Below are 13,094 nucleotides of genomic sequence, written 5' to 3'. Positions count from 1 at the left end.
CGGACTGCCCAACAGCACACCCACCAGGACCGGCGAACCACGTGAGCTCCTCTTCCTCCACCAGCGGCCTGTCGCACCCCCAGGTGCGACGGGGGAGCCGTGGCGCTTATCGACTGGTACGTACCCCGCCGGCCCGCGTGAACCCCCCTCGACTGGACGCCGCACAGCGCTCCGTGGTTGACCACGAGGCCGGACCGCTGCTCGTCCTCGCAGGTCCGGGCACCGGAAAGACCACCACGCTCGTCGAGTCCGTGGCCGCGCGGATCGCCCGTGGCGGGGATCCCGAACGCATCCTGGTGCTGACGTTCAGCCGCAAGGCGGCCGTCGAACTGCGCGACCGCATGGCCCTGCGCATGGGCGCCGCGCGGGCCCCGCAGGCGACCACGTTCCACTCGTTCTGCTACGCCCTGATCCGGGCCCACCAGGACAGCGACCTCTTCGTGGAGCCGCTGCGGCTGCTGTCGGGCCCCGAGCAGGACGTCACCGTACGGGAACTGCTCGCCGGCCAGGTCGACCTGGAACGGCTCGGGCTCACCCACGTGCGCTGGCCGGACGAACTGCGCGCCTGCCTGACCACCCGCGGTTTCGCCGACGAGGTCCGCGCGGTGCTCGCCCGCAGCCGCGAACTGGGCCTCGGCCCCGACGCCCTGGGCGCCTTCGCCCGCCGCATCGGACGCCCCGACTGGCGCGCCGCCTCCGCCTTCCTCGCCGAGTACCTCGACGTCCTCGACCTCCAGGGCGTGCTCGACTACGCCGAACTGGTCCACCGCGCGGTGCTCCTCGCCCGCCGCCCGGAGGTCGCCGGACAGCTGGACGCGCGGTACGACGCCGTCTACGTCGACGAGTACCAGGACACCGACCCGGCCCAGGTGCGCCTGCTGCACGCCCTGGCCGGCGGCGGACGCACCCTCGTCGCCTTCGGCGACCCCGACCAGTCGATCTACGCCTTCCGGGGCGCGGACGTGGGCGGCATCCTGGAGTTCCCGCACGCGTTCCCCCGCGCGGACGGCCGTCCGGCCCCGGTCGAGGTGCTGCGCACCTCACGCCGTTCCGGCGCCGCCCTGCTGGCCGCCACCCGGCTGGTGACCCAGCGCATGCCGCTGCCCCGCCTGCCCGCCGAGAAGGTCCGCGCCCACCGGGAGCTGACCGCCGTACGGGAGGGCGGCCGGGTCGAGGTGTACACCTACCCGACGTCCGGAACCGAACTGGACAACATCGCCGACATCCTGCGCAGGGCCCACCTGGAGGACGGCGTCCCCTGGAGCGACATGGCCGTCCTGGTGCGCGCCGGCTCCCGCACCCTCCCCACGGTCCGCCGCGCGCTCACGTCGGCGGGCGTCCCCGTGGACGTCGACGGGGACGACCTGCCCCTGCGCCACGAGCCGGCGGTGGCCCCGCTGCTGACGGCGCTGCGGGCGGTGGCGACGGCGGCGGCCGGAGGCCCCGGACGGGGTGCGGAGGGCGCGGGGGCCGCGGAGGCCGTGACGGAGGCCGCGGAGACGGCGGCGGGGGAGGGAACCGGCCGGGCCGCCGCGGACGCGGACCGCCCCGAGACGGGCACCGACGGCGTGCCGGAGCCCCGCTGGCTCGACACCGAAACCGCCCGCACCCTGCTCACCTCCCCCCTCGCCGGCATGGACACCGCCGATCTGCGCCGCCTCGGGCGGGCCCTGCGCGAGGAGGAGCGAGCCGCGGGCAACCCGCTGCCGCCGCCCTCGGACGAGCTGCTCGCGCGGGCACTGGCCGAGCCGGAGCGGCTGGCCGTGCACGACCCCGCGTACGCGCGCGGTGCCCAGCGGCTCGGCGCGCTGCTGCGCAAGGCCCGCGAGCGCCTGGCCGGCGGCGGTACGGCCGAGGAGGCCCTGTGGGACCTGTGGGACGGCACGCCGTGGCCCCAGCGCCTGGAGCGCTCCGCCCGGCGCGGCGGCGCGGCCGGACGCAACGCCGACCGGGACCTCGACGCCGTGTGCGCGCTGTTCGCGACCGCGGCCCGTGCGGAGGAGCGCACCGGTGGCCGCGGCGCCCTGAACTTCCTGGAGGAGATCGAGGCCGAGGACATCGCCGCCGACACCCTCACGCGGCGCGCCGCCCGCCCCGACGCCGTACGCCTGATGACCGCGCACCGCTCCAAGGGGCTGGAGTGGCGCCTGGTCGTCCTGGCCGGTGTCCAGGAGGGCCTGTGGCCGGACCTGCGCCGCCGTGGCTCCCTGCTGGAGGCCGACCGCATCGGCCGCGACGGACTCGCCGAGCCCCTCACCCCGGGCGCCCTGCTCGCGGAGGAGCGCCGTCTGTTCTACGTGGCCGCCACGCGCGCGCGCGAACGTCTGGTCGTGACGGCGGTGAAGGCGCCCGCGGACGACGGCGACCAGCCCTCCCGGTTCCTGACCGAACTCGGCGTCGAGCCCAAGGACGTCACCGGGCGCCCGCGCCGCCCCCTGTCCGTGGCTGCGCTCGTCGCCGAACTGCGCGCCACGACGGTCGACCCGCGCGTCTCGGACGCCCTCCGGGAGGCCGCGGCCCACCGGCTGGCCCGGCTCGCCGCCCTCGCCGACGACGACGGCCGCCCGCTCGTCCCGTCCGCGCACCCCCACCGCTGGTGGGGCATGTTCGAGCCGACCGAGTCCAGGGTGCCGCTGCGCGACCGCGACCAGCCGGTCGTGCTCTCCGGCAGCGCCCTCGACCAGCTCGCCAACACCTGCGCACTGCAGTGGTTCCTGGGCCGCGAGGTGAAGGCCGACGCCCCCGCGACCGCCGCCCAGGGCTTCGGCAACGTGGTGCACGTCCTGGCCGACGAGGTGGCCTCCGGACGGACCCCGGCCGACCTCGACGTCCTCATGGAGCGCCTCGACTCCGTGTGGAACGCGCTGGCCTTCGACGCGCCGTGGAAGTCGGCGCAGGAGAAGGAGAACGCGCGCGTCGCCCTCGAACGCTTCCTGAAGTGGCACGTCATGGACCGCGCCGGACGCACCCCGGTGGCCGGCGAGCACGACTTCGACGTCACCCTCGAAGCGGGCGACTACCAGGTCCGCATCCGGGGCCAGATGGACCGCGTCGAGGCCGACGGCGACGGCCGCGCCTACGTCGTCGACTTCAAGACCGGCAAACAGGCGCCCAGCTCCGCCGAGGTGGCCCGCCACCCCCAGCTCGCCGTCTACCAGCTCGCCGTGCGCGAGGGCGCCGTCGACGAGGTCTTCGGCGGGGTGCGCCCCGAGCCGGGCGGCGCCGAGCTCGTCCAGCTGCGCCAGGGGGCCGCCAAACGGGACGGCGGTGAGGCCCTGCCCAAGGTGCAGCCCCAGCAGCCGCTGGAGGGGGAGTGGGTCGGCGACCTGCTGGCCACGGCCGCCGGCAAGGTCCTCGACGAACGGTTCACCCCGACCGCCGGCCAGCACTGCGCCCACTGCGCCTTCCGCGCCTCCTGCAGCGCCCGGCCCGAGGGGCGGCACGTGGTCGAGTGACCGGCGTGACGCATCGCACCCCCCCTTGCGACCTGCGGTTCCGCTGCCTCCGGAGCACGATCCGGCACCTCGTGTCAGTACCCGCCGCTAGCCTCTGCGTGTGCCCGCTCGCATCACCGAACCCGATCAGCTCAAGGAGCTCCTCGGCATCCCGTTCACCCCGGAGCAGACGGCCTGCATCACCGCGCCGCCCGCCCCGCAGGTGATCGTGGCCGGAGCCGGATCGGGCAAGACGACGGTGATGGCGGCCCGCGTGGTCTGGCTGGTCGGCACCGGCCAGGTCGCCCCCGAACAGGTGCTCGGCCTCACCTTCACCAACAAGGCCGCCGGCGAACTCGCCGAACGCGTCCGCAAGGCACTGGTCAAGGCCGGCGTCACCGACCCGGACACGATCGACCCGGACAACCCCCCGGGCGAGCCCGTGATCTCCACCTACCACGCCTTCGCGGGCCGCCTCCTGACCGACCACGGCCTGCGCATCGGTCTCGAACCGACCTCCCGCCTGCTCGCCGACGCCACCCGCTACCAGCTCGCCGCGCGCGTCCTGCGCGAGGCCCCCGGCCCCTACCCGGCCCTGACCCGTTCCTTCCCCGACCTGGTCGGAGACCTCCTCGCCCTCGACGGCGAACTCGCCGAACACCTCGTGCGGCCCGAGGACCTGCGCGCCCACGACACCGAACTGCTGCGCGCCCTGGAGAACACCAAGCTCACCAACGCCGACCTGCGCAAGGTGCCCGAGGCGGCCGCCGCGCGGCGCGAACTCGCCGACCTCGTGCTGCGCTACCGGGCCGCCAAACGCGAACGCGACCTGCTCGACTTCGGCGACCAGATCGCCCTGTCCGCCCGGCTCGCCGCGATCCCCGAGGTGGGCCGCGCCCTGCGCGACGAGTTCCGCGTGGTCCTCCTCGACGAGTACCAGGACACCTCGGTCGCCCAGCGCGTCCTGCTGGCCGGCCTCTTCGGCGACGGCACCGGCCACCCGGTGACCGCCGTCGGCGACCCCTGCCAGGCGATCTACGGCTGGCGCGGCGCCTCCGTCGCCAACCTCGACGACTTCCCCGAGCACTTCGCCCACGCCGACGGCCGCCCCGCCACCCGCCAGTCGCTCAGCGAGAACCGCCGCAGCGGCGGCCGCCTGCTGGACCTCGCCAACGGCCTGGCCGAACCCCTGCGCGCCCTGCACGCGGGCGTGGAGGCCCTCCGCCCGGCCCCCGGGGCCGAACGCGACGGCATCGTGCGCTGCGCCCTGCTGCGCACCCACGCCGAGGAGATCGACTGGATCGCCGACTCCGTCGCCCACCTCGTCCGCACCGGGAAGGCCCCCGGCGAGATCGCCGTGCTCTGCCGCACGGCGACCGACTTCGCGGAGATCCAGGGCGCGCTGGTCGCCCGGGACGTCCCCGTCGAGGTCGTCGGCCTGTCCGGGCTGCTGCACCTGCCCGAGATCGCCGATCTCGTCGCCGTCTGCGAGGTCCTCCAGGACCCCGGGGCCAACGCCTCCCTGGTACGGCTGCTGACCGGGCCGCGCTGGCGCATCGGCCCCCGCGACCTCGCCCTGCTGGGACGCCGCGCACGGCTGCTCGTCTCCCACGCGCGCGTGCAGGGCGAGGACGATCCCGACCGGCGGCTCGCCGAGGCCGTCGAGGGGGTCGACCCGTCCGAGGTGATCTCGCTCGCCGACGCCCTCGACACGTTCCTGGAGACACCGCTGGACGGCCGGGGGGACGACGACGGTCTGCCCTTCTCACCGGACGCGCGCGTGCGCTTCGCCCGCCTCGCCGCCGAACTGCGCGACCTGCGCCGCTCCTTGGCCGACCCCCTCATGGACGTCCTGCACCGCGTCCTCGCCGTCACCGGCCTGGAGGTCGAACTGTCGGCGTCCCCGCACGCCCTGGCCGCCCGCCGGCGGGAGACCCTGTCCAACTTCCTCGACGTCGCCGCCTCCTTCGCCGCCGGCGACAACGAGGCCACCCTGCTCGCCTTCCTCGGCTTCCTGCGCACCGCCGCCCAGTACGAGAAGGGCCTCGACAACGCGCTGCCCGGCGGCGAGAACACCGTCAAGGTGCTCACCGCGCACAAGTCCAAGGGCCTGGAGTGGGACGTCGTGGCCGTCCCCGGACTGGTCACGGGCACCTTCCCCAGCGGCCAGGGCCGCGAGAAGTGGACCGCCCAGGGCAAGGTGCTGCCGCACGCGCTGCGCGGCGACGCCGACACCCTGCCCGACGTCACCTCCTGGGACTCCCGGGGCATGAAGGCCTTCCACGAGGCGATGAAGGAGCACCAGTACACCGAGGAGCTCCGCCTCGGCTACGTCACCTTCACCCGCCCCCGCTCCCTCCTGCTCGGCTCCGGCCACTGGTGGGGACCGAGCCAGAAGAAGCCGCGCGGCCCCTCCGCGTTCCTCCAGGCCCTCCACGATCACTGCGCCGCCGGGTACGGCGAGATCGAGGTGTGGGCCGACGAGCCCGCCGAGGACGAGGAGAACCCCGCCCTGCACCGGGCCGCCGACGACCAACTGTGGCCCCTGCCCCTGGACGGCGCCGCCCTCGCCCGCCGCCGCGCGGCCGCCGAGACCGTCCTCGCCCACCTCGACCGCCTCGCCGCCCACCCCGACGACCACCCCACGGCCGTCCACGACCCCGACACGTACGACGACCCGGACTGGCCGCCCCCACCGGACGACGAGGACCCCTTCTCCGGGACGGACTTCTCCGGGACGGACTTCCCCGAGGGGGACGACCCCTTCCCGGCCGAGGATCCGGGCGACTGGCACTCCTGGACCACCGGCCGCCCCGCCATCCCGCACCAGGCGACGGCCCCGGAGCCCACCACGGGCCCCGGCGCACCGGAAGGCGCGCGCCCCCACCCCGCCGGGGCCGCGGCCGCCGATGCCCCGCGTCCGGGCCCCACGGGGGGGACGGGGCGGCCCGGCACCCCGCGGCCACGCCCCGCCGAGCAGACCCGGGCGCCCCGGCTCACCCCCGAGGAGGCCCGCACTGTCGCCTCCTGGGACCGCGACCTCGACGCCCTCGCCGGAGAGCTGCTGCGCGCCCGCGAGAGCGTCACCGACGTCCCGCTGCCCGCCTCGCTCACCGCCTCCGAGCTGCTGCGCCTGGCCGCCGACCCGGACGGCTTCGCGCAGGAGCTGGCCCGCCCCATGCCCCGCCCGCCGCAGCCCGCCGCGCGCCGCGGCACCCGCTTCCACGCCTGGGTCGAGGCCCGATTCGAGGAGCTCACCCTCCCCATGCTGGAGCCGGACGAGCTGCCCGGCAGCGCGGCCGAGATCGCCGACGAACGCGACCTCCAGGCCCTCAAGGACGCCTTCGAACGCACCGAGTACGCCCACCGCACCCCCCACCGCGTGGAGGCCCCCTTCCAGCTGTCGATCGCCGGACGCGTCGTCCGCGGCCGCATCGACGCCGTCTACAAGGAGGGCGACGGGGACGCGGCGACGTACGAGATCGTCGACTGGAAGACCAACCGCGCCCGTACCGCCGACCCGCTCCAGCTCGCCGTGTACCGGCTCGCCTGGGCCGAGCAGCAGGGCGTCCCCCCGGAGTCCGTCGGCGCCGCGTTCCTGTACGTACGCACCGGCGAGGTCGTACGCCCCGACGCCCTGCCCGACCGGGCCGCACTGGAGCGGCTGCTGCTCCAGGGACCGTCCGACGAGACGTCCGGTGACATACCGCACTCCGAGGACGTCGGCGCGGGCCGATAGGCTCGTGAGCATGAGCCAGCCCGTTGACAGTGCCGTCAGCGCCGTCCGTACGTACATCGCCCAGCACCGCGCCGCCTTCCTCGACGACCTCGCCGCATGGCTGCGCATCCCGTCCGTGTCGGCCCAGCCCGAGCACGCGCCCGACGTGCGCCGCAGCGCCGACTGGCTCGCCGCCAAGCTCAAGGAGACCGGCTTCCCGACCGCCGAGGTCTGGCAGACCCCGGGCGCCCCGGCCGTCTACGCCGAGTGGCCCTCCGCCGACCCCGACGCACCCACGGTGCTGGTCTACGGCCACCACGACGTGCAGCCGGCCGCCCGTGAGGACGGCTGGGACAGCGATCCCTTCGAGCCCGTCGTGCGGGGGAACCGCCTGTACGCGCGCGGAGCGGCCGACGACAAGGGCCAGGTGTTCTTCCACACACTCGGCGTCCGGGCCCACCTCGCCACCACCGGCCGCACCACCCCGGCCGTCCACCTGAAGCTCCTGATCGAGGGCGAGGAGGAGTCCGGGTCCCCGCACTTCCGGGCGCTCGTCGAGCAGCACGCCGACCGGCTCGCCGCCGACGCCGTGATCGTCTCCGACACCGGCATGTGGTCCGAGGACACCCCCACCGTGTGCACCGGCATGCGCGGCCTCGCCGAGTGCGAGATCCGGCTGTACGGCCCCGACCAGGACATCCACTCCGGCTCCTTCGGCGGCGCGGTCCCCAACCCGGCCACCGCCGCCGCCCGCCTGGTCGCCGCCCTGCACGACGAGCACGCGCGCGTGGCGATACCCGGCTTCTACGACGGCGTCGTCGAGCTCACCGAACGCGAACGCGAGCTCTTCGCCGAGCTGCCCTTCGACGAGCGGCAGTGGCTGCGCGCCGCCAAGTCCCACGGCACCCTGGGCGAGGCCGGATACAGCACCCTGGAACGCATCTGGGCCCGCCCCACCGCGGAGGTCAACGGCATCGGCGGCGGCTACCAGGGCCCGGGCAGCAAGACGATCATCCCGTCCTCCGCCATGGTGAAGCTGTCCTTCCGGCTGGTCGCCGGCCAGGATCCGGAGCACGTGCGGGAGGCCGTCCGCGCCTGGGTGCCCGGACAGCTGCCCGAGGGCGTCCGCTGTGAGATCTCCTTCAGCCCCGCCACGCGCCCGTGCCTGACACCGCTCGACCATCCGGCCCTGCAGTCCGTGGTCCGGGCGATGGGCCGCGCCTTCGAGACACCCGTCCGCTTCACCCGCGAGGGCGGCTCCGGCCCGGCCGCCGACCTGCAGGACGTCCTCGGCGCACCGGTGCTCTTCCTCGGCATCTCCGTCCCGTCCGACGGCTGGCACGCCCCCGACGAGAAGGTCGAGCTCGACCTGCTCCTCAAGGGCGTCGAGACCAGCGCGTACCTGTGGGGCGACCTCGCCGAGCACTGGCGGCACGCACCCTGACCACCGCACACCGTCCGGACCGGCCGCCCGCGCGGGGCACACTGGAAGGGGCCCGCCGCCGCCCGTCGCCGGACCCGGTCGGTCGCCTCCCGCCGTCCGTCCCGCCGAACCGCCCGCCGACCCAATCCGTTCCACCGGGGGAGTTGGAAGCACCCGTGACCACCTGGACCGACCACACCGCCGACCGACCCATCTCGCTCACCGCACCGAGCGGCATCGACCGCGCCGCCCACCACCGGCTCGACGAGGCATGGCTCGCGGCGGCGTGGAGCCACCCCTCGACCCGCTGCTTCGTGGTCTCCGGCGGCCAGGTCCTCATCGACGAGACGGCGGACGGGCGCACCGAGATCGTCATGACCCCGTCCTTCGAGGCCCCGCTCACCGAGGCGCACCGCTACTTCCTGGGCACCGACGAGGACGGCGTCAGCTACTTCGCCCTCCAGAAGGACTCCCTGCCCGGCCGCATGGACGAGTCCGCCCGCCCGGCGGGGCTGCGCGAGGCGGGCCTGCTCCTGTCGCCGCGGGACGCCGGTCTGATGGTGCACGCCGTCGCCCTCGAGAACTGGCAGCGACTGCACCGCTTCTGCTCCCGATGCGGCGAGCGCACCGTCATCGCCGCGGCCGGCCACATCCGCCGCTGCCCCGCCTGCGGCGCCGAGCACTACCCGCGCACCGACCCCGCCGTGATCATGGCCGTGGTCGACGAGCAGGACCGCATCCTGCTCGGCCGCCAGGTCCACTGGCCCGAGGGCCGCTTCTCGACCCTCGCCGGCTTCGTCGAGCCCGGCGAGTCCATCGAGCAGTCGGTGCGCCGCGAGGTCCACGAGGAGGTCGGCATCGACGTCGGCGAGGTCGAGTACGTCGCCAGCCAGCCCTGGCCGTTCCCGTCCAGCCTCATGCTGGGCTTCGTCGCCCGCGCCACCTCGACCGAGATCGACGTCGACGGCGACGAGATCCACGAGGCCCGCTGGTTCTCCCGCGACGAGCTCGGCGCCGCCTTCGAGGCGGGCGAGGTGCTCCCGCCCTACGGCATCTCGATCGCGGCCCGCCTGATCGAACGCTGGTACGGCAAGGACCTGCCGACCCGCACCGCCTTCTGACGGGACGCGCGGCGCTCCGAGGGGCCCGGCGCGAGCCGGGGCGCCGTCGCGCACCGGCTGGGCTGTCGGGCCGGGCGGGGCCGTGGCGCAGAGGTCGTCGCGCGCGGTCTCCGGAACCGCGAGGACGCCGGTTCGAATCCGGCCGGTTCCGCTCTCCCCGCGTACGCGTCGGCCCCCTCCGGTCGGGATCACCGGAGGGGGCCGACACGCGCGCGGGGCGTCAGACCGCGAGAGCCTGCTTCACCTGGGCAAGGCTCGGGTTCGTCATCACGACCTCGGCACCGCCGCCGGCGGGGACCACCCGAACCGTCGGAACCGTCTGGTTCCCGCCGTTCGCCTTCTCCACGAACGCCGCGGACTCCGGGTCCTGCTCGATGTTGATCTCGGTGTACGCGATGCCCTCGCGGTCCAGCTGGCTCTTCAGCCGACGGCAGTAGCCGCACCACGTGGTGCTGTACATCGTCACAGTGCCCAGCATGTCTTTCGCGCTCCTTCGGCGGCTCGGGAAGTCCTCGCACAGGGGAACGTACTTGAAAGCGCCACCATTCCCGCGAGGGGAGTCCTGCCGCATCAAGGGGTGTCCTGCCGCGTCAACCGTATTAATCGCATCAATACGACTGCGAGGCCCTGCCTGTGGACAACCGGCTCACCCGTCCCCGGCGACCTGGCAGCATGGCTGTGTGACAGCAGCAACGCACTCCACCCTCTTCCCGCAGGTACCGGACTCGGCCGACGCGGTGCTCGACGGGCTCGACCCCGAGCAGCGCGCGGTGGCCACCGCCCTGCACGGTCCGGTGTGCGTGCTGGCGGGCGCCGGCACCGGCAAGACCCGGGCGATCACCCACCGGATCGCCTACGGGGTGCGCGCCGGCGTCCTCCAGCCCTCCAGCGTGCTCGCCGTCACCTTCACCAACCGCGCCGCCGGGGAGATGCGCGGCCGGCTGCGCCAGCTCGGCGCCGTCGGCGTCCAGGCCCGTACCTTCCACTCGGCGGCGCTGCGCCAGCTCCAGTACTTCTGGCCGAAAGCGATCGGTGGCTCCATGCCCCGGCTCGTCGACCGCAAGATCCAGCTCGTCGCCGACGCGGCCGCCGCCTGCCGCATCCGGCTCGACCGGGGCGAGCTGCGGGACGTCACCGCCGAGATCGAGTGGTCGAAGGTCACCCAGACCGTCCCGGCCGACTACGCGGCGGCGGCCGTCAAGGCGGGCCGGGAGGCGCCCCGCGACCCCGCCGAGATCGCCCAGCTGTACTCCGCCTACGAGGACCTCAAGCGCGAGCGCGCCGTCATCGACTTCGAGGACGTGCTGCTGCTGACCGTCGCCGTCCTGCAGGACCGGCACGACGTCGCGGAGCAGGTCCGCGCCCAGTACCAGCACTTCGTGGTCGACGAGTACCAGGACGTCAGCCCGCTCCAGCAGCGACTGCTGGAGCTGTGGCTCGGCGACCGGGAGAACCTGTGCGTGGTCGGTGACGCCAGTCAGACCATCTACTCGTTCACGGGCGCAACCCCCGACCACCTGCTCGACTTCCGCATCCGCCATCCCGGAGCCACCGTCGTCAAGCTGGTCCGTGACTACCGCTCGACCCCCCAGGTCGTCCGTCTGGCCAACGGCCTGCTCGCACAGGCCACCGGCCGCGCCGCCGACCACCGGCTGGAACTCGTCTCCCAGCGTGCGGCGGGGCCCGAGCCGGTGTTCACCGAGTACACCGACGAGCCCGCGGAGGCCGAGGGGACGGCGCACCGCATCCGTGAGCTGATCGACTCCGGGGTCCCGGCGAGCGAGATCGCCGTCCTGTTCCGCACGAACTCCCAGTCCGAGACCTACGAGCAGGCCCTCGCCGACGCCGGGGTGCCCTACCAGCTGCGTGGCGCCGAGCGGTTCTTCGACCGCCCCGAGGTGCGCAAGGCGGGCATCGCCCTGCGGGGAGCGGCCCGCTTCGGCGGCAACGACGCCCTTCTCGACGACGCCCCCGACCTGCCCTCCCAGGTGCGCGCCGTGCTGTCGGGCGAGGGCTGGACACCGCAGCCGCCGGCCGGCTCGGGCGCGGTCCGGGAGCGCTGGGAGTCGCTCGCCGCCCTGGTGCACCTCGCCCGGGACTTCGCCGCCGCCAGGCCGGGCGCGACCCTCGCCGACCTCGTCGCCGAACTCGACGAGCGGGCCGGCGCCCAGCACGCCCCGACCGTGCAGGGCGTCACCCTCGCCTCGTTGCACTCGGCCAAGGGACTGGAGTGGGACGTCGTCTTCCTGGTCGGCGTCGCCGAGGGCATGATGCCGATCAGCTACGCAAAGACCGGCGAGCAGATCGAGGAGGAGCGCCGCCTCCTCTATGTCGGTGTCACCCGGGCCCGCGAGCGCCTCCACCTCTCCTGGGCGCTCTCCCGTTCCCCCGGCGGTCGGCCGAACCGCCGTCCCAGCCGCTTCCTCGACGGGCTGCGCCCCGGCTCGAGCACCGCTGCCGCCGGGCGCGGTGGCGTGGGCGGCGCGGGGGGCGTGGAGCGCGGTTCCTCCGGGGCGGTGTCCGCCTCGACCGCGCCGGGCGGGTGGCGCAGGCAGCGCAGCCCCGCTCGCTGCCGGGTCTGCGGACGCACGCTGACCGACGCGGGCGAGATGAAGCTGATGCGGTGCGAGGACTGTCCCTCCGACATGGACGAGGGCCTCTACGAGCGGCTCCGTGAATGGCGCGCCGGTCAGGCGCGGCGCAGCGGGCAGCCCGCCTTCTGCGTCTTCACCGACAAAACGCTGATGGCCATCGCCGAGACGGTTCCGGACGACGAGCACGAGCTCGCCCGCATCCCCGGGGTGGGGATGCGCAAGCTGGGCCGCTACGGGGCGGACGTTCTGGCTCTCTGCGCGGGCCGGGACATCGCCGGGGATCAAGAACAGGACTGATGCGAACTCGTCGAAAAAATAGTTTGCGCATGCCCCAGCGATCCCCATAGGTTCTTAGGCACGGGAACAGCGGCCTTCTCGGAGGCCCTGATTCCGTGTTGTACTTGCACATCCGCAGGATTGGCTCACCCCAGTCCCCGAAGCGCCGAGAGGAGGCGAGTCCAGTGATCAGCATCAACACCAGCTCCATCGTCAAAACGACCGATCGCTCGGCCGTCTCCCTGTGCATGCTCGGCGCCTCGAACCAGGGCACCGGTCTGTCCGGCATTCGTGCCGTCCTTCCGGCGTCCTCCGTCGCTCCCTCGGCCCTTGCCGTCCGTGAGCGCGATGAGCGACCGACCAAGGCACTGGAAGCGGTAGTGGCACAGGCGCAGGCCTATGCCTTTGCGGCGGCCGGTGCCGGATTCCGGGAGCAGACGACGCAGCACCACCTGATGTGGGCCTTCCGTGGGCCAGAACCCTGGAGTGATCCAGCCTGATTCGATCAGGCCGGCGCCTTCAGGGCCG

Annotated in this window: 7 protein-coding genes and 1 tRNA gene; 7 read left to right on the top strand and 1 reads right to left on the bottom strand. The window is 74.2% G+C overall.

The genetic code is table 11. The features are described from left to right. Window positions 1-41 precede the first annotated feature (41 nt). The 5 genes from FHS37_RS05570 to FHS37_RS05550 all read left to right on the top strand — a co-directional run bounded on the left by FHS37_RS05570 (window position 42) and on the right by FHS37_RS05550 (window position 9,847). The gene (locus FHS37_RS05570; RefSeq protein ID WP_184817911.1) at window positions 42-3,455 is read left to right on the top strand and encodes an ATP-dependent helicase; all 3,414 of its coding nucleotides are present in this window, start codon (window positions 42-44) and stop codon (window positions 3,453-3,455) included. Window positions 3,456-3,555: 100 nt separating this feature from the next. Then, a complete protein-coding gene (locus FHS37_RS05565; RefSeq protein WP_184817910.1) occupies window positions 3,556-7,173 on the top strand; it encodes an ATP-dependent DNA helicase in 3,618 nt (1,205 codons plus the stop codon). 10 nt (window positions 7,174-7,183) lie between these two features. Continuing rightward, on the top strand, window positions 7,184-8,596 hold the full coding sequence (locus tag FHS37_RS05560) for a dipeptidase (RefSeq protein ID WP_184817909.1): 1,413 nt from the start codon (window positions 7,184-7,186) through the stop codon (window positions 8,594-8,596). Window positions 8,597-8,751: 155 nt separating this feature from the next. After that, the gene (gene nudC / locus FHS37_RS05555) at window positions 8,752-9,696 is read left to right on the top strand and encodes an NAD(+) diphosphatase (protein ID WP_229889958.1); all 945 of its coding nucleotides are present in this window, start codon (window positions 8,752-8,754) and stop codon (window positions 9,694-9,696) included. Between the two features lie 76 nt (window positions 9,697-9,772). Then, window positions 9,773-9,847 (top strand) — tRNA-Arg (locus FHS37_RS05550). A gap of 69 nt (window positions 9,848-9,916) precedes the next feature. On the opposite strand, the gene FHS37_RS05545 is transcribed toward FHS37_RS05550, so the two are convergent. Beyond that, the gene (locus FHS37_RS05545) at window positions 9,917-10,174 is read right to left on the bottom strand and encodes a mycoredoxin (protein ID WP_184817907.1); all 258 of its coding nucleotides are present in this window, start codon (window positions 10,172-10,174) and stop codon (window positions 9,917-9,919) included. 202 nt (window positions 10,175-10,376) lie between these two features. Between FHS37_RS05545 and FHS37_RS05540 the strand changes: the two genes are divergently transcribed. Together FHS37_RS05540 and FHS37_RS05535 are read left to right on the top strand one after the other, a co-directional pair. Next, window positions 10,377-12,587, top strand: a complete 2,211-nt coding sequence (locus tag FHS37_RS05540) for an ATP-dependent DNA helicase UvrD2 (protein ID WP_184817906.1) — start codon at window positions 10,377-10,379, stop codon at window positions 12,585-12,587. A gap of 164 nt (window positions 12,588-12,751) precedes the next feature. Next, window positions 12,752-13,066: a hypothetical protein gene (locus tag FHS37_RS05535; protein WP_184817905.1), complete on the top strand. Its 315-nt coding sequence runs from the start codon at window positions 12,752-12,754 to the stop codon at window positions 13,064-13,066. Window positions 13,067-13,094: the final 28 nt, after the last annotated feature.

Source organism: Streptomyces griseomycini (assembly GCF_014203535.1).
Taxonomy (GTDB): domain Bacteria; phylum Actinomycetota; class Actinomycetes; order Streptomycetales; family Streptomycetaceae; genus Streptomyces; species Streptomyces griseomycini.
This window is presented reverse-complemented; position numbering and strand designations above follow the sequence as displayed.

Bases quoted from the DNA above. Each gene is read 5' to 3' on its own strand.
- FHS37_RS05560 (WP_184817909.1), top strand. From the start codon at position 7,184: ATGAGCCAGCCCGTTGACAGTGCCGTCAGCGCCGTCCGTACGTACATC.
- FHS37_RS05545 (WP_184817907.1), bottom strand. From the start codon at position 10,174: ATGCTGGGCACTGTGACGATGTACAGCACCACGTGGTGCGGCTACTGC.